The 16,729-nt window shown below is 46.4% G+C and carries 15 protein-coding genes; 7 read left to right on the forward strand and 8 right to left on the reverse strand.

Annotated features, from left to right (window positions below):
• Positions 1-10: 10 nt before the first annotated feature.
• From GWO68_RS00730 to GWO68_RS00750, 5 genes are all read right to left on the reverse strand, one after another.
• Positions 11-1,069, reverse strand: a complete 1,059-nt coding sequence (locus GWO68_RS00730; protein ID WP_162344478.1) for an NAD(P)H-dependent glycerol-3-phosphate dehydrogenase — start codon at positions 1,067-1,069, stop codon at positions 11-13.
• Positions 1,011-2,402 carry an efflux RND transporter periplasmic adaptor subunit gene (locus GWO68_RS00735; protein WP_162344479.1) on the reverse strand — a complete coding sequence of 464 codons (1,392 nt, stop codon included), beginning with the start codon at positions 2,400-2,402 and terminating at the stop codon, positions 1,011-1,013. Before GWO68_RS00735 ends, GWO68_RS00730 begins: the two co-directional genes overlap by 59 nt.
• Positions 2,403-2,408: 6 nt before the next feature.
• Positions 2,409-3,881 (reverse strand): TolC family protein, encoded by a 1,473-nt coding sequence (locus GWO68_RS00740; RefSeq protein ID WP_162344480.1) that lies wholly within the window; start codon positions 3,879-3,881, stop codon positions 2,409-2,411.
• A 24-nt stretch (positions 3,882-3,905) separates the two neighbouring features.
• A complete protein-coding gene (gene sdaAB / locus GWO68_RS00745; RefSeq protein ID WP_162344481.1) occupies positions 3,906-4,583 on the reverse strand; it encodes an L-serine ammonia-lyase, iron-sulfur-dependent subunit beta in 678 nt (225 codons plus the stop codon).
• Positions 4,584-4,695: 112 nt separating this feature from the next.
• On the reverse strand, positions 4,696-4,845 hold the full coding sequence (locus GWO68_RS00750; protein ID WP_162344482.1) for a hypothetical protein: 150 nt from the start codon (positions 4,843-4,845) through the stop codon (positions 4,696-4,698).
• A gap of 63 nt (positions 4,846-4,908) precedes the next feature.
• On the opposite strand from GWO68_RS00750, the gene GWO68_RS00755 reads away from it, so the two are divergent.
• The 3 genes from GWO68_RS00755 (at position 4,909) to GWO68_RS00765 (ending at position 8,298) form a co-directional block, all read left to right on the forward strand.
• Positions 4,909-5,874: a tryptophan 2,3-dioxygenase family protein gene (locus tag GWO68_RS00755; RefSeq protein ID WP_162344483.1), complete on the forward strand. Its 966-nt coding sequence runs from the start codon at positions 4,909-4,911 to the stop codon at positions 5,872-5,874.
• 392 nt (positions 5,875-6,266) lie between these two features.
• Complete coding sequence (locus tag GWO68_RS00760) at positions 6,267-7,844, forward strand: NAD(P)/FAD-dependent oxidoreductase (protein WP_162344484.1); 1,578 nt, start codon at positions 6,267-6,269, stop codon at positions 7,842-7,844.
• 91 nt (positions 7,845-7,935) lie between these two features.
• Positions 7,936-8,298 carry a CoA-binding protein gene (locus GWO68_RS00765; protein WP_162344485.1) on the forward strand — a complete coding sequence of 121 codons (363 nt, stop codon included), beginning with the start codon at positions 7,936-7,938 and terminating at the stop codon, positions 8,296-8,298.
• 137 nt (positions 8,299-8,435) lie between these two features.
• Here the strand turns inward: GWO68_RS00765 and GWO68_RS00770 are convergent, their stop codons facing one another.
• The 3 genes from GWO68_RS00770 to GWO68_RS00780 all read right to left on the reverse strand — a co-directional run bounded on the left by GWO68_RS00770 (position 8,436) and on the right by GWO68_RS00780 (position 12,767).
• On the reverse strand, positions 8,436-9,272 hold the full coding sequence (locus GWO68_RS00770) for an SDR family NAD(P)-dependent oxidoreductase (RefSeq protein WP_162344486.1): 837 nt from the start codon (positions 9,270-9,272) through the stop codon (positions 8,436-8,438).
• A 135-nt stretch (positions 9,273-9,407) separates the two neighbouring features.
• Positions 9,408-11,912, reverse strand: a complete 2,505-nt coding sequence (locus GWO68_RS00775; protein ID WP_162344583.1) for an ABC transporter permease — start codon at positions 11,910-11,912, stop codon at positions 9,408-9,410.
• Between the two features lie 159 nt (positions 11,913-12,071).
• A complete protein-coding gene (locus tag GWO68_RS00780; protein ID WP_162344487.1) occupies positions 12,072-12,767 on the reverse strand; it encodes an ABC transporter ATP-binding protein in 696 nt (231 codons plus the stop codon).
• 131 nt (positions 12,768-12,898) lie between these two features.
• Here GWO68_RS00780 and GWO68_RS00785 point away from each other — a divergent pair, with 131 nt between their 5' ends.
• The 4 genes from GWO68_RS00785 to GWO68_RS00800 all read left to right on the forward strand — a co-directional run bounded on the left by GWO68_RS00785 (position 12,899) and on the right by GWO68_RS00800 (position 16,680).
• A complete protein-coding gene (locus GWO68_RS00785) occupies positions 12,899-13,606 on the forward strand; it encodes an arylesterase (RefSeq protein ID WP_317164473.1) in 708 nt (235 codons plus the stop codon).
• A gap of 509 nt (positions 13,607-14,115) precedes the next feature.
• Complete coding sequence (locus GWO68_RS00790) at positions 14,116-14,649, forward strand: RNA polymerase sigma factor (RefSeq protein WP_162344488.1); 534 nt, start codon at positions 14,116-14,118, stop codon at positions 14,647-14,649.
• Positions 14,650-14,664: 15 nt separating this feature from the next.
• Positions 14,665-15,540, forward strand: a complete 876-nt coding sequence (locus tag GWO68_RS00795) for a hypothetical protein (RefSeq protein ID WP_162344489.1) — start codon at positions 14,665-14,667, stop codon at positions 15,538-15,540.
• A gap of 12 nt (positions 15,541-15,552) precedes the next feature.
• Positions 15,553-16,680: an outer membrane beta-barrel protein gene (locus GWO68_RS00800; RefSeq protein ID WP_162344490.1), complete on the forward strand. Its 1,128-nt coding sequence runs from the start codon at positions 15,553-15,555 to the stop codon at positions 16,678-16,680.
• Positions 16,681-16,729 lie beyond the last annotated feature (49 nt).

The raw sequence follows: 16,729 nt of genomic DNA on the forward strand, positions 1-16,729 counted from the left end.
ACTATAGCTTCTACTTCAGCTTCTCCTTCAAAATCTCAAACTCCACTCCCGGCGAAATCTTCTCGTAAAGTATAAGGTACACGGCATTCGTGATCGGCATGACCACGTTCAGCTTTTTGTTGAGCTCGTAAATGCTTTTCACGGCGTAATAACCTTCGGCCACCATGTTCATCTCTACCTGCGCCGATTTTACAGTATAGCCACGGCCTATCATGTTACCGAACGTGCGGTTGCGACTGAACTGCGAGTAAGCTGTAACCAGTAAGTCGCCGAGGTAAGCGGAGCCGCTCAGCGAACGGTGCAATGGCATAATGGCATCTAAAAAACGCTCAATCTCGAACATGGCATTAGATACCAGCACCGCCTGGAAGTTATCTCCATAGTTCAGGCCGCGGGCAATACCACAGGCCAGGGCAATAATGTTCTTCATCACGGCGCAATACTCAATGCCGTCCAGGTCATCAAGTGGGTTGGCTTTTACATAACGGTTGCGCAGCAGCTCACAAAATCGCTCGGCTGTGCTAATGTCGTGCGAGCCTATAGTTAAGTAAGACTGCTTCTCGAGGGCAACTTCTTCGGCATGGCACGGACCGGCAATTACCAACTGGTGGCTGTTAGGCACATTAAAGTGCTGCTCTACATACTCGGTTATCAGGATGTTCTCATCCGGTATCATACCTTTTATAGCCGAAACTATAACTTTACCCTCCAAGGCATCTTTAGGCAGCCCAACTATAGCTTCCTGCACAAAAGCGGCTGGCACAGCCAGTATTACCCAGTCGGCGGCAGCTACTACGGCCTGCAGGTCCGGGTTTGGTTTTACATAGTTCAGGTCAAACTGCACGCCACTCAGGTAGCGGGGGTTGTGCTTATAGTTTACCAGGTGCTGCACATCGTTTTTGTTGCGCATCCACCAATGTACCTGCGATTTGTTTTCGGAAAGGATCTTTACCAGTGCCGTTGCCCAACTTCCCCCTCCTATTACAGCTATTTTTTCCAAAATGAATTCGTTATTCTTGCTCTTCTTCTTCGTCTTTACCAGCGTCTGTTTTGCTGATATCCTTTGCATCTTTTACGGTAACTTTGCTCTTATCTTTCAGTGTTTTAGATACCGCTCTGAACGGCCCAGATACCACTTTCTGACCAGCTTTAATTCCGCTGATAATCTCGATATTATCAAAGTCGCTGATGCCAGTGGTTACTTTCTGAGCCTTAACCGTGTTGGTAGCCGCGTCGTACAAAAATACGATCTCGTCCAGTTTTACAGCCGGGCGTTTTTCTTCTTCCTCTTCGGTTTGCTCTCCCGTGCTGGCCTCGTTCATTTTTGGTTTCTTCTCTTCCTCAGCACGCGTAGTAACCGCCGATAAAGGCACCGACAGTACATTGTTCTTACGCTCTGTAATAATATCAACCGAAGCCGTCATACCCGGTCTGAAAGGGCGCGGATTCTTTTTAGCCAGGTGGCCATATGATTCGTTCAGTAAACGGATGCGTACCTCAAATTCAGTTACAGCTTCCAGGGTGGCAGCGTCTTTGGCTGTGTTGGCAATGGCCGTAACTACACCTTTAAACTTCTCGTCGCGGGTTGTGTAAGAGTCTACTTCCACTATAACCGAGTCGCCGAGCGCTACGCGTATAATGTCATTCTCATTCACGTTTACGCGTACTTCCATGTTGTTCAGGTTGGCAATACGCATAATTTCGGTACCAGCCATTTGCGATGTACCAACCACACGCTCGCCGCGCTCTACGTTCAGTTTAGAAACGGTGCCGCTAACCGGGGCATAAATAGTAGTTTTGTTCAGGTTCTCGCGGGCTTCTTTTAACGATGCCTGGGCATTCTGCACGCCAAATTCGGCAGCACGTATGCTTTGCTTCAACGATTCCAGTTCCTGGCGACCCGAGTTATAAGCGGCTCTGCTCTGCTCAAATTCGGCTTCTGAGATTACTTTCTGGTCGTATAGTTTCTTGTTTCGCTCATACGCCTGCGCTACCTGCAGTTGATTGGCCTGGGCTTGTGCCAGTCGGGCTCTTGCCTGCGACAGCTGCGCTCTGGATGAGTTAACAGTGGCCTGCTGCGCATCAACAAACGACTGGTAATTATCAGGTCGGATACGAAGCAACAACTGGCCTTTCACTACCGAGTCGCCCTCTTCCACGTTCAGTTCTATAATCTCACCCGATACGTCCGGGCTAATTTTTACTTCTGTTTCAGGCTGTACTTTACCAGATGCGCTTACTTTTTCGATAATCTCTGTCTTCTTTGCATCAGACAGCACCACTTCCACACCTTCTTCTTTACCTATCCAGCCGGCTTTTTTGGCTACAACTATAAAAATGATAGCTACAACAAGTACAGTAATTAAAATGGGGATGAGCTTTTTTGATTTTTTGGCTGCCATAGTTTCTTATAATGAGATTTCTTTACCCTGGTAAAAGTCCAGTACCTTAAGTTTAAAAGTATACTCGTATTTGGCTTGTATTAAATTAGATTGGGCTCTGCGGTAGTTGCTCGTGATCACTAAAAAATCTACGGTATTGATTACACCGCTATTCAGGCGAAGCTCCGCATTTTTATAGTTCTTTTCGAGGGCGGTAACCTGCTGTTTTGCAGCTGTATACTTACGCTGTGCTGCCAGTGCATCTACATAAGCTTGCTCTATCGTTTGGCGTAGCTGGTTACGCTCTATATCAGCGTTTATTTTAGCATTAACCTGGCCCAGTTTAGCACGCTGCACATTGTTGCGGGCCAGAAATCCGTTAAACACCGGAATGCTGACATTGACGCCTACAAACTTGTTGATATTATCCTGGAACTGGTTTATGATGTTGCTGTTCTCAGAGATAGGCTGCTCAAAAGTAAAGGGCATGTAGAAGGTTTGCTTATCGTTACCGGTTCTATCCAGGTAAAATATTTGTTCCTGCCTGCCCGATATTGTTTCAGTGCCGATAATACGTTGACCTCCTTTTATGTAACGGGTACTTAAACCTGCTGCCAACGATACTCTCGGATAATATGCACCGCGCGCTATTGCCAGTCCTTTATCGGCACTTAAAACGCGCAGATCGGCGGCTTTTACGCCAGGTTGCGTTTGTAACGCCACATCATAAACCGTTGTAGGTTCTGTAAGCACAGGTTTTGTATCAGGCTCCGGTACTTCAGGTATAATAATGTTAAAGTTTTTTGCCTGCTCGTTTTCCAGGTTCAGAAGCTGTATCAATGACAAGCGGGCAATGTCACGCTGGTTCTGAGCATTAATTATATCCAGCTCGTCGGTAGACAGCTGCGACTCTAGGTCCAGTACGGCAAGCTCGGCTACGCTACCGGCTTTAAAAAGCAGCCTGGTTCTGCTTAGTTGCTGTTGGGTGGTGTTGCGCTGTAGTTCGGCAGTTTTTATCAGTTCCTCCGAAAACAAAACGTTTAAGTAAGACGTGATAACCTGCAGTGTGATATCGTTTTGTAACGCCAGTATATCCTGCTCGCTTGCCTGCAGGTCAAGTACATTCTGTTTGATAAGGTTGTTCTGCTGAAAACCCATGAACAGCGGCAGCGAGGTATTTGCCTGGAAATTTGCCGTCTGGGAGTTTTCGGTGCTTAGGCTAAAGTCTACGGGGTTTTGGTACGAACCTGTGTTGAAACTATAGCCACCGTTCCCGTTCAGGTCAGGTAAACGGTCCATGCGGGACTGGTTCAGGTCTATTTTGTTAAGGTCGCGGTTTACACCCGATTGCTTTACCTGCAGGTTGTTTCGTTGGGCGTATTCTATAGCTTCGCGCAATGTCCAGCCGCCTGTGCCGGGGTTATCCTGGGCAAAAGCCGGGGCAGTTAGCAAAGCTGAACCCAGGGCAAGAGCCAGCAACAGGTTAGTAGATTTCTTCATAGTTTATCAGTGATAATAGGTCGGTTAAAGATCAATGTTCGGGATGTAGACCACATGCTTTACCCAACTGAGCTGTTTCAGGTATTCTAAAGTGATAGGTTTAATGCCGGAATCCATTTCGATGAACTGGCGTGCGAGCTCGTTCTTGCCTTTTCGCGATACGTTCATCGTGGCAATGTTACAATCGTCGTGGGCAATTACGGAAGCTATATGCGCTATACTCCCCGTCTTATCATCGGCATCAATAATAAGCGTATGCAGGTTAGCCGAAAAACTGGCTGTAAACCCATCTACCTCTACTATCTGTATCACGCCGCCGCCACGGCTCTGCCCTACCACTTCTACTTCGCGGCCCTGCGCTTTCAGGTTAAGTTTAATGGTATTAGGGTGCATGGTGCTTGCATTACCAACAGACTTAAAGGTATACTTCAGGCCGCGCTCTTTGGCATGGTCAAATGCTTCTTTTATACGCTTGTCGTCTGTTTTAAAATCAAGCAGGCCGGCAACTATAGCACGGTCGCTGCCGTGGCCTTCGTAGGTGCGTGCAAACGAATTATAGAACGTGATGATGGCCTCTTCGGGCGCTGCACCCAGTATGCGGATGGCAGCTCTTGCGATGCGAACCACACCAGCTGTATGGGAGCTGGACGGACCGATCATAACGGGACCAATCATATCAAAAACACTGCTTTTTTCGGCCATAACAGGTAAGCGTATGAGTAAAATATCGTAGAAACCAAATTTATGAATAAACTCCCATTATTTTAGCAACATACCTATAAATTAGCCTTATTTCTACGAACCGGCTTCTTTGCTATACCAATTCCGCTGCCTGCTCTATAAAAACGTGTTGCCGCACGTTGAAACTATAGTTTGTAGTGTAGTATGTAGTTAATCTATAGTTATTCTGCTGTGCTGCATCGTAAAATATAGCATAGCCGTTATAATATTTAGAATTTGCCATGTAGCAAACTATAGTTTTGCTTACTTTGTAGCTTTAAAGTGCATCTCATCAAAAGAACCAACTATGGACTACAACTTTAAACCGGAAGTGCTGGAACAATTAAAGCGCCTGGAACAAAAGTATGTGCCTTTGGGCCAGGACCTGGCGGCTTACCTGGAAGGCCTTTACCACACCGATTTCCTGAATTACTGGGATTACATTCACCTGGATACGCTGCTGAGCCTTCAGAATCCGCGCACCACAATTCCGGATGAGAAGATATTTATCATGTACCACCAGATAACTGAACTCTACTTTAAGCTGTGCCTGGAAGAGTACAGGCAAATTGGTGAAGACAAAGCTATTACAGCTGAAGTATTAACTAAACGCTTGAAGCGCATTAACCGCTATTTCGATAACCTGATCAACTCGTTTGATGTGATGGTAGATGGCATGGACCCGAAACAGTTCCTGCAGTTCAGGATGGCGCTGATGCCGGCCAGTGGTTTCCAGTCGGCGCAGTACCGGATGATAGAAATTGCCTCTACGGACCTGCGCAACCTGGTAGCAAAAGATAAGCGCGCCGCCCTTGGTTTACAGAGCACCCAGGAAGAAATGATAGGCTGTATTTACTGGAAAGAGGGCGCCACCGAAGTAGCCTCTGGTGCCAAAACCCTGACCTTGGTTCAGTTTGAAGAGAAGTATACTACGCAGCTGATCGCGTTTGCAAAAGAATACGAAAACAAAAACGTTTGGAGCGTGTACAAACGACTACCGGAGGCGGAGCAGCAGAACGAAAAGCTTAAACGCCAGATGCGCGACCTGGACAGTAATGTAAACGTAAACTGGCCATTGATGCACTACAAATCGGCAGTGCGTTACCTGCAGCGCGACCCAGACGTAATTGCAGCCACCGGCGGTACCAACTGGATGAAATACCTGCCTCCAAAATTCCAGAAACGCATTTTTTACCCGGAACTATTTACCGAGCAGGAACACGAAGAATGGGGCAAAGGCTGGGTAGATAAAGTGCTGAACGGGGAGATTTAATTGTCGAATAGTCATTGCGCGCCAAAACGAGAAATCTTATACAGCTTATAGTTGAGATAGATTTCTCCTTTCCTCGAGATGACATCTATTATGAGTTTGACCTCACAGCGTCTTAGAGACCTGTGAGGTCTTTTTTATTATAGATTGAATTTGCATTATCTTTGCGGTGTTATCTTCAAACTATAGTATAACCCAGTGAGTCTGGAGACTCGCATCCACTGTGCGTCAACGGTTGGATACCGGCGCCAGATTTTGGAGAATGTTACAACTATAGTTGGAGAACAATTTAACAATCCAGCCATTTAGCAATTTAAAACTATAGCTGATTCAACAATCAGTAATTAGCATTCAACAATTATAAAGTTTAAGGTTAACTACCTTACCTGCGTTACATGAGAAAAAAAGAACTGGAGCTTGTTCTGGCTCCCGAGGTGGCTTTTGATGCCGCCCAATTAGAACACGAATTACTAAAAACTGCCCGTCTTCGCCCGGAAGATATTAAATATCTGCACCGCATTAAGCGCTCTATAGATGCCCGCGGCCGCCAGGTGTTGGTACGCGTTAAAGCCGACCTTTATTTAGACACCCCTCCTACGGAAATTATTTCGCCGGTCTATAGTTACAAAGATGTTTCTAAAGAGAAGCCTGTGATTATAGTTGGTGCCGGCCCGGCTGGTTTATTTGCTGCCTTGCGCTGTATCGAACTTGGGCTTAAACCTATCGTTCTGGAGCGTGGCAAAGACGTAAGAAGCCGCCGCCGCGACCTGGCTGCCATTAACAAAGAACATATCGTTAACCCGGATTCCAATTACTGTTTCGGAGAAGGCGGTGCTGGTACCTACTCTGATGGGAAACTATACACCCGTTCTAAAAAGCGTGGCGACCTGCTGCGCATTCTGCAGATATTTGTTCAGCACGGAGCTACGCCGGATATTTTATTTGATGCCCACCCGCACATTGGTACCAATAAATTACCAAAGATCATAGAAGCTATCCGGGAAACGGTGCGCGAGGCTGGCGGCGAAGTGTTGTTTGATAAGCGCGTGACCAGTTTTATAGTAGAGCGTGGTGAAATGAAAGGTGTCGTGACGCAGGATGGCCAGGAATATACCGGCGAATCGGTGATACTGGCAACAGGCCACAGTGCCCGCGATATTTTTGAAACTTTGCATACGTCTGGGGTAACGATTGAAGCCAAGCCTTTTGCCATGGGTGTACGCGTAGAGCATCAGCAAAGCCTGATCGACAGTATACAGTATAAGTGCGAGGACCGCGGACCATATTTGCCGGCTTCGAGTTATGCATTAGTGCAGCAAACGGTTTACAATAATAAACAGCGCGGTATTTTCTCGTTTTGTATGTGCCCGGGCGGGTTTATCGTTCCGTCGGCTACAGCGCCTGGCGAGGTGGTGGTTAACGGTATGTCGCCGAGCCGCCGCGATTCTAAGTTTGCCAACTCCGGTATAGTGGTGGCTATTGAGCTGGAAGATATGGAATTGGAAAAGTACGGGCCGTTAGCCGGTTTGCGCATGCAGCAGGCCCTGGAACAGAAAGCCTGCCAGATGGCCGGTGGCACACAGGTCGCACCGGCCCAGTTGCTACAGGATTTTACACAAGGTAAAGTCAGCAAATCGTTACTTGAAACATCCTACCAGCCTGGCCTGGCATCAGTAGACATGAACGAATTGTTCTCTGATGACATGGCTTATAGGTTGCGTGAAGGATTTAAAGGTTTCGGAAACAAAATGCGTGGCTACCTGAGCAACAATGCCCAGATCGTGGGTGTAGAGAGCCGTACTTCCTCTCCTGTCAGGGTGCCGCGGGACAGGGAAACACTGGAGCATGTAACTATAAAGAACCTGTACCCGTGCGGTGAAGGTGCCGGCTATGCAGGCGGTATCGTTTCTGCTGCCATGGATGGTGAGCGCTGTGCCGAGATGATTGCAGCAAAGGTTAGACGTGTACTATAGTTTGACCGGGTTAAAATAAGCCAGTTTAAAACCAAACTATAAAAGTAACTGTAAACTACCCATATACTTTGTTGTACTTAAAGTAATACCTATGAAAAAGACAGTGGTGTTGGGTGCATCTGATAATCCGTCTCGCTATTCCTATAAAGCTATAAATCGCTTAAAACAACATGGCCACGAAGTTGTGCCGGTCGGAATAAAGAACGCGACAGTAGAAGGATTGCAGATAATTACCGATAAAACCCAGAAAGTAGATAACGTTGATACGGTAACCTTATATGTTGGTCCGCAAAACCAGCCGGTGTGGTATGATTATATCATTAACCTGAAACCGAAGCGAATCATTTTTAACCCGGGCACCGAAAACCAGGAACTGGAGCAACTAGCTGAAGATAACGGCATCGAGACTATGCACCATTGCACCCTGGTTATGTTGGCCAGCAGCACATATTAATTTTTTTCTGGTTAACTATAACCTGCCCAAAAGAGCTTCGTATAAATAAGTGTAAGTTAAGCAGATGGCATTAGTTGTCTTATGTTTAACATAGAAAAAGGGATCTGATAAAGATCCCTTTTTTGTTTTCTGCCTTTTTATAATTTGCTTTCCGGTGACCGGTTCTCAGATGCAGGCTTTTCTTCCATCTGGTAGCGCATAGTTGAAGCCAGTGCACTATCCGGCAAAATGTTTGATGCACCTGCCTGTACCTTGTTCAGTACACCCGAAACTATACGGGATTCGCCTTTCATCAAAGCCTCATATCCATCTTTGGCTACATCTTCCGGCGACGATAACTGCCCTTGCGCAGCTCGTGTATTTTCAGCTTCGGCACGTTTAAAGAATAAGGTATCGCTTGCGCCCGGGCAAAGTGCTGTAAGGGTAATGTTCTTGTCTTTTACCTCGTTCTGTAGGGCTTCTGTAAACGAAAGTATAAAGGCTTTGGTAGCTGCATAAACTGCCATCAAAGGTGACGGCATAAACGATACAACTGAGGCCACATTCAGTATTTTTCCTTCATTACGGGCCACCATGTCTTTCAGGAAAAGTTTGGTCAATTGCACCACACTGGCAACATTTAGCTGAATGATCTCCAGTTCCCGGTCTAGCTCTGTTTCATGGAAGAAACCATGTATACCTGCACCGGCGTTGTTTACCAGTATGTCTACGGTAATGCCTTTTTGTTTCAGCTGGTCATAAATTTCCTGCGGCGACTCAGGGCGGGCAAGGTCTGATTGGATGATGCAAACATGCTCTAACTGGTGCTCATCCTGCAAACTATAGCCCAGCTTCTTTAACCGGTCGCCGCTGCGGGCCACCAGCACCAGGTTATACTTGTCTTTCGCAAAAAGTTTGGCAAACTCCAGCCCAAACCCGTTGGATGCACCCGTAATTAATACTGTTTTCTGATTGTTACCTTCCATTTGTTTCATAGTTAGATTTTATACTTCGGGCAAAGCAGGGCGCCATGCCCGAAGTATAAGTTTACAGCTTCAGGAAGCCGAAGGTTACTTTCTAACTATAAAACACATGTGTAAATAAACTGATATCTGGCAAATAACTATAAACTATACTTCACGGCGAAGCACTTCCAACGGCGGTCGACTCAAGATACCACGGCTGTTCAGGATGCCAATAATAACAGTTAGTATAGTAATGCCTAAGAACACTGGCAGTAGCGGCCATAACACCGGTACAAAGTTTACTTCAAAACTAAATACTGCCAGTGCCCAGCTTGCAAATACGGCCAGCACTACACCCGTGCCAGAAGCTAAAGCCCCCAGCAACAGGTATTCGAAAGCAGTTATAGTTAAGATTTGTTTGCGGCTGGCACCTAAAGTACGCAACAGCACACTTTCCTGTACCCGCTGAAACTTACTGATATTAACTGACCCGATCAGAACCAGCAAACCAGTGCTTATACTAAACAAGGCCATAAACCGGATCACAAACGAGATCTTCCCTAAAATATCATCAAGGGTCTGCAGTATAAGGTCTAGGTCGATGGCGGAAACGTTTGGGAAGCGCTGTACCAAAGTGCGTTGGAACTGGGCTGACTGTTCATCGGTTTTAGTTCTCGTCATCAGGATATGGAACTGCGGTGCCTCTTCTAAAACGCCTTTCGGAAACAACACCAGGAAGTTACTTTGCACGCGGTTCCATTCTACCTCGCGCAGGTGTGCAATGCGTGTCGGCATTAAAGCTCCCTGCACATTAAACAGCAACGTATCTCCAAGTTTTACTTTAAGTCTTTCTGCATATCCTTCTTCTAATGAGATAGGTACAATCCCAGCATCTGGTGATACAGTACCTACCCATTCGCCTTCTGCACTGGTTTCAGAATCAATTAAGGTGTCGCGGTACGTTACCCGGTACTCTCGTGTATAAGCCCAGTCGGGTATGCCTAAGGTCGTATCTTTCCGGACATCGGCAGCTGTAATGCCATTTATTTCTTCCAGGCGCATGGTTACAACTGGTACCAACTGCTGCACCGGCAAGCCTTCTGCTTTTGTTAGCGCTACAACGCCATCTTTTTGGGCTGTCTGTATATCAAATAAAACTAAATTTGGCTGATGCTCGCTCCCTGATATGGCCACTTCCGAGATCAACAGGTTCTGCATTAATACCAATGTAGCAATAAGCGCCGTGCCTAAGCCTATCGAGACTGTTAGTAGTAAGGTCTGGTTATTGGGTCTGTAAAGGTTGGCCAGGCTCTGTCGCCACACATAGCCCCAGTTAACCGGAAAGAAACGTTTTACCAGCCACATCATGCCGCGCGCCAGCAAGGCAAGCACTATAAACCCAACTATAACGCCACCAGTAAAGGCAAGCGCCCGAAGCCAGGTACCCAACTGGAAATAAGCAAACACCAGCACAAACAGCAAAATAAGCCCATATACAGCCAGGCGTATCGGGTCCCGCTGGTTAGTTAGGTGCTCTACGCTGGAGCGCAAGGTAATAATCGGGGAAACGTTGCGTATTGTCAGCAAAGGCAGCAAGGCAAATAATACCGAAACCAGTACGCCAATCCCTATCCCTTCAAATATCGCTGCCCAGGATACGGCAACGGTAACTTCTACCGGAAGAAAAGCCTGGAATAATTGTGGTAAGTATAGTTGTATCAGGCTGCCAAGTATAGCCCCAAGTATAGCTCCAATCAAACCCATTGCCATTACCTGGAAAAGGTAAATAAGAAATGCCTGCCTGCCGCTAACACCAATACAGCGCAGTACGCCTATGGTTGCCAGTTTTTCGCGGATGTACACATGTACGGCACTGGCAACGCCAACACAACCCAACAGCAATGCTACAAACCCAACCAATGCCAGGAAGCTGGCTAAGTCGCTGTACGCTTTTCCGGTACTTTCCTGCCTGCTTTTTACGGTATCAAAGGCTATACCTGCTTCCTCGAGGCGGGGCTCCAGTTTTTTTACCAGTTTATCAGCGTCTGTTTTTTCCGGGAGTTTATAGTAATAGTAATAACTGATGCGGCTGCCTTTTTGTAATAAACCTGTCTGTTCTAAATATTCGCGGGGGATGTAAACGGCTGGTGCTATAGTTGCCGTAACTGCCGACTGCCCCGGAATTTTATGCAACGCGCCGGCAATCTCAAAGGTCAGGTTACCTACCCTGATAGAATCGCCGGGCTTGGTATTAAACTGCAATAGCAAGGTATGGTCTACCAGTGCGCGCCTGCCTTTCCGGAAGCTACGGCTGGCTGTAGTTGGTTCTGTTTCGATGGCGCCATAATACGGAAAGCCACCTTCCAGGGCACGAACCTGTACCAGCCGGGTGCTTTGCGTAGCATTAAAGTAAACCATCGATACAAAACGTACTTCATCAGACCGGTCTCCGCCAATCGAATCGATTAGTTTGGCCATCTCCTTTTCAGGTACTTTGTTGCTGGCCATTACCAGGTCTGCTCCTATCAATGATTTGGCCTGTTTGTCGATATCCGTTTTGAGGTTATCGCTAAACGAATTGATAGCCACCAGTGCTGCAATACCTAATACAATAGAGGAGATAAAAAGCGCCAGTTTGCCACGATTACGGCGGCTGTCGCGCCAGGCCATCAGCAGCAACCAGCGCAAGTTCAGTTTCGGTTTGCCCGGAAGATGTATATAGGTATCAGACACAGGTCTCTATAGTTTGAGAGTTAAAGTAGTTAGAAAGTTAGAAAAGTATAAGTTAGAAAGTTGGTAACTATAGCTTTTACCTTTAACATATTCTTCTTAATTCCTGATAAGCGCTGTAGCTTCATCCGAAACGATGTGGCCGCCTTTGATGCGGATGATGCGGTTTGTCCGTTCAGCAAGTTCAAGGTCGTGGGTTACCAATACTAAAGTTGTTCCGGCTTCTTTGTTCAGGTCGAAAAGCAGTTGCTCTACACGGGTACCGGTTTCTTCATCCAGGTTACCGGTTGGCTCATCGGCAAAAAGGATGGTTGGCCTGTTAGAGAAAGCCCTGGCTATACTTACGCGCTGCTGCTCCCCACCCGATAGTTGCGTTGGGTAATGGTCTGCCCGTTCAGCCAGGCCTACCCTGCCTAATAAGTCCATGGCCTGTTTCTGTACATTTCGTTCTCCGCGTAGCTCCAGCGGTACCATCACATTTTCGAGGGCAGTCAGGGTTGGTATCAGCTGAAAGTTCTGGAAAACGAAGCCTACAAACTGATTTCGTACCTGTGCTCGTTCATCTTCGCTCATATTGTCCAGCTTTACACCATTAAGTATAACCGAACCGGAACTTGCCCTGTCCAGGCCGGCGCACAAGCCCAGCAAGGTAGTTTTGCCGCTCCCCGATGGTCCAACTATAGAACAGGTATCGCCGGCCTGCAGTGTAAAGTTTACATCGTGCAGTACGGTAAGGTGGCGCTCACCGGAGTCGTAGGTTTTGGTCAGGTGTTGTATTTCGAGTATAGCAGACACAGCAGGTTATAGTTTAATGATGATTGCCCTAAAAACGCAGGCAAATTGACAGATGTTTGGCAAAAACTTAATAACTGTTTAAGTTCGTTATATGTTTAACAGGTATAAAATTACAACTAAATAGATAAAGCGTGAAATTAACTATTAATTGGTTTTGGGCATTGGCGTTAAGCACAACTATACTTGGCTGCAGCCAGGCCGATACGAAAGAGCAGATACAATCCGGTCAGGAAACCACTACTGAGGACAAGGCAAATACCAAAAAAGAGGAAACCAAAGTGATCCTTTTCTTTGGGAACAGTTTAACGGCTGGTTATGGCCTGGAGCCGACACAGGCGTTCCCGGCTTTGATTCAGGAACGGCTGGACTCACTGGGTTATAACTATAAAGTAGTGAACGCAGGTGTGAGCGGCGAAACATCGGCGGGTGGTAAAAGCCGCGTAGACTGGCTGCTGAAAAAACCGGTAGACGTGTTTGTACTGGAACTGGGCGCCAACGACGGCTTACGCGGCATAGATCCGGAGAGTACCTACAAAAACCTGAAAACCATTATGGATAAGGTGAGAAGTAAAAACCCTGATGTGCAGATTTTGCTTGCAGGTATGCAGATGCCACCAAGTATGGGACAGAAATATGCCACACAATTCAGCGAGGTATTCACAAAACTGGCCAAAGAAGAAAATGTGGTGCTGATTCCTTTCCTGCTGGAGGGTGTAGCCGGAGATCCGGAGCTAAACCAGAAAGACGGTATTCACCCAACCGTAGAGGGGCAGAAAATATTAGCTGATAACGTATGGCAGGTTATGGAGCCATTAGTTAAAGCAGAAGCAGCACTTTAAGGCATCCGAAAAAATATTTTTAATTTTTTTTCATCAGAACGTAACCTTCCTTTTAGGGTCCCGTTAGTATGTATGGCTAAAAGTTGAAAATTTAATTTTCAAACAACAACAAAGGCTCTCCACCCGGGGAGCCTTTTTGTTTTTATACCCATTCCGTTTTCTTAGCCAATTCCATATTTCTCTGCAATCTATAGTTATATCCGCTTTTAATTAAGTCCGATCCTATAGTGCTCCTTATACTTATCCTGGCTTTCTTTTTCTACTGCAGGTGGTGGTTGCTCCATCCTAAATATATTTTTATACTTATTTTCTAATGGGGTGCTAAATATCTATAGTTGATAATCAATTATTTATAGTTAGCGGCAAGGCAGTTTCTAAAAAAAATAAGAAATTTAGAATTACTCAGGCAACCTCCGGCCTAAACCTTACATCTTAGGATCAGAAGCGCAGCAAAATGCTGAGACGATTTACAAAACACGAGTTGATTATAAGTTAAACTTTTACCCAGCGTGACAGAGTCAGAATTAATAGCAGGATGCCAGCGGGCAGACAGTAAAGCGCAGAAGGTGCTTTATGAACGCTATGTTTCCATGATGTACGGTGTTTGCATGCGCTACCTTAAAAACGAAATGGATGCCGAAGAAGCACTACTGAACGGGTTTATGAAAATATACCAGAACGTAGAAAAGTTTGAAGCAAAAGGCAGTTTTGAAGGATGGATACGCCGCATAATGGTGAACGAAGCCCTTGGCTTTTTAAGAAAGAAAGAGCCCCTGCACCTGGCCATTGAAGATGGCTACACGCAGATTGCCGGAAGCGGCGGCGCAGACCAGGACCTAAACGAAAATGAGCTGCTGGAACTGCTACACACGCTACCGGCCGGCTACAGAGCCGTGTTTAACTTATATGCCATAGAAGGTTACTCGCACAAAGAGATCGCCGATATGCTGAACATAACAGAAGGAACATCAAAATCACAGCTTAGCAAGGCCCGGGCCATGTTACAAAAAAGACTGACCGGCCAGGAAGCAATAGCCAGCTAAGAAAGGAGGAAAACAATGGAACCTGAAGAAATAGATAACTTATTTAAGGACAGACTGGGCCGCATGGCTCCTACCCCATCCGCTGACCTCTGGAGCCGTTTGCAGGACCGCGTGAATGCGGAAATGCCACAAGCCCAGCCGGAACTAAAACTAGAGCCGCAGCACGAAGAAAAGCGCCGTTTTGGTTTCTTATACTATAGTATTGCCGCTGCTATTGCCTTGTTACTTGCTGTAGGTGTAGTGCTTAAATTCCAGAATCCGCAGGCAACTATAGATAACCAAACAATAGCCCAGGCAAATGTTACAAAAGATGCGACACAGCCAGCTGAGCCAACTATAGCAGCTACGGAAACTATAACGGAACCGGCACCAACTATAGCCGCAGTTACTACCCCCGACGAAACTATAGTTGCACCAGAAACCACACCAGCTATAGTTGCCAAAGCCGAAAAAAGACATTCTGTAAAAGCAGCAGGCAAGCCACGCAAGACAACCGGCGACCACTGGGTAAAAGTACAGACCACGAAACAACCGGCCGCTATGCTGGCACAGCAAACTGTTAAACAGGAAAAGCCTGCACAACAGCAAGAAATGCCCGTAGCCATGCAAACACCGGTTGCTTTTGCCTCTGTAACTAGTGCTGAGCCCGTGGAGATCACTATTAAAAGAACTGTAGGTCAGGAAGCGGTGGCGATGGCTGCAGCTGATGAACCGGAACAGACCAGCTCTTTTGAACGGAAACAACGCCTTGCCAAAAACATCTTTAAGCAGGTAAAAAACCTATCTAACGGCGAAAAAATAAACCTGCATGAAGTTGGCTTGAGTGCTGACAGGATTGCCCTCGAAACAAAAATCGGAAAACAAAAAATCTCAAAAGTAATCAATCTCTAATCCCTTAAAACCATGAAACGAATACTACTTTCAATGGCCATTTTCATGGCCGCAGCTACCGGTGTGTCTGCCAAAGGCGGCCTTACCGTTGCCAACAGAGCCCAGAACCAGGATACCATTGTGGTAAAAATGGCCAACGGCGCCAAAATGATCCTGCAACTACAGAACATGAAGCAGCTCGAAGCTTTCCAGAACTATAGCCTGGACTCGTTGATGCGCGAACTGAACAAGTACGTAAAGCAGGTAGACAAAATGGAAGGCGCTACCCAGCAGGACGGAAAAGCAAAGCAGATGACTGTAACCTTTAATACCAAAGAAGGCGACAAAACCAATGCAGAACAAGTAACTGTAACCGTGCAGGAAACCGATGGCAAAGGCAATGTCAAAAAAGAACGCCACGAGATCAACATCAACAAGAAGTTTAAAATTGATGTTGAAATTGAAGAAGATGGCGACGATACCAAAGTAGATATCAATACCCAGGACGACACCACCAGCCACGTAGAAATTAAAGAATACAAAGCCACTCGTTTTAACCTGGACCTGGACCTTGGCCTGAACAATTTTATAGATAAAAAAGATGGCGGCGCCTTTTTACCAGACCTGAAGCCAATGGGCTCTCGTTATGTGAGCATTAACTCACACATGATTTCGCAGGTTGGCGGCGAAAAAAGTCCTTTCTACATTGTATCTGGGGTAGAGTTCGCGTTCAACAACTATATGTTTGATAAGAACTACATCATCCGGGATACCGAAGCCAATGTAACTGTATTTGAGAAAGCAACGGAACTGACCTACGACAAATCTAAACTGACCACATCAAGCGTTAACGTTCCGATTATGCCGATGCTGAAATTTAAGCGAGCCAATGGCAAAGAAGGCTTCCATATTGGGGCGGGTGGATTTGCAGGTTACCGCCTGGGCAGCCACAGCAAACTGAAGTACGAAGAAGATGGCCACACTACCAAAGACAAAGACCGTGGCAGTTTTAACCTGAGCGATTTCCAGTACGGTGCCACCGGCGTAATAGGCTACAACGACCTAAGCCTGTTTGTGAAGTATAACATGAACGACCTGTTTAAAGAGAACCGCGGCCCGCAGGTTAGCGTGATCAGCTTCGGTCTTCGCCTGCTAAACTAAACGTAGACTTGTGAATTGTATAGTTGAAAGAGAGTCCTGTTTCGGGGCT

The organism is Pontibacter fetidus (assembly GCF_010119545.1).
In the GTDB taxonomy this organism is placed as follows: Bacteria; Bacteroidota; Bacteroidia; order Cytophagales; family Hymenobacteraceae; genus Pontibacter; species Pontibacter fetidus.

Excerpts from the sequence above, each read along its gene's own strand:
- GWO68_RS00730 (WP_162344478.1), bottom strand. The coding sequence starts at position 1,069 with ATGCAAAGGATATCAGCAAAACAGACGCTGGTAAAGACGAAGAAGAAG.
- GWO68_RS00735 (WP_162344479.1), bottom strand. The coding sequence starts at position 2,402 with ATGGCAGCCAAAAAATCAAAAAAGCTCATCCCCATTTTAATTACTGTA.
- GWO68_RS00740 (WP_162344480.1), bottom strand. The coding sequence starts at position 3,881 with ATGAAGAAATCTACTAACCTGTTGCTGGCTCTTGCCCTGGGTTCAGCT.
- sdaAB (WP_162344481.1), bottom strand. The coding sequence starts at position 4,583 with ATGGCCGAAAAAAGCAGTGTTTTTGATATGATTGGTCCCGTTATGATC.
- GWO68_RS00750 (WP_162344482.1), bottom strand. The coding sequence starts at position 4,845 with ATGGCAAATTCTAAATATTATAACGGCTATGCTATATTTTACGATGCA.
- GWO68_RS00755 (WP_162344483.1), top strand. The coding sequence starts at position 4,909 with ATGGACTACAACTTTAAACCGGAAGTGCTGGAACAATTAAAGCGCCTG.
- GWO68_RS00760 (WP_162344484.1), top strand. The coding sequence starts at position 6,267 with ATGAGAAAAAAAGAACTGGAGCTTGTTCTGGCTCCCGAGGTGGCTTTT.
- GWO68_RS00765 (WP_162344485.1), top strand. The coding sequence starts at position 7,936 with ATGAAAAAGACAGTGGTGTTGGGTGCATCTGATAATCCGTCTCGCTAT.
- GWO68_RS00770 (WP_162344486.1), bottom strand. The coding sequence starts at position 9,272 with ATGAAACAAATGGAAGGTAACAATCAGAAAACAGTATTAATTACGGGT.
- GWO68_RS00775 (WP_162344583.1), bottom strand. The coding sequence starts at position 11,912 with ATGGCCTGGCGCGACAGCCGCCGTAATCGTGGCAAACTGGCGCTTTTT.
- GWO68_RS00795 (WP_162344489.1), top strand. The coding sequence starts at position 14,665 with ATGGAACCTGAAGAAATAGATAACTTATTTAAGGACAGACTGGGCCGC.
- GWO68_RS00800 (WP_162344490.1), top strand. The coding sequence starts at position 15,553 with ATGAAACGAATACTACTTTCAATGGCCATTTTCATGGCCGCAGCTACC.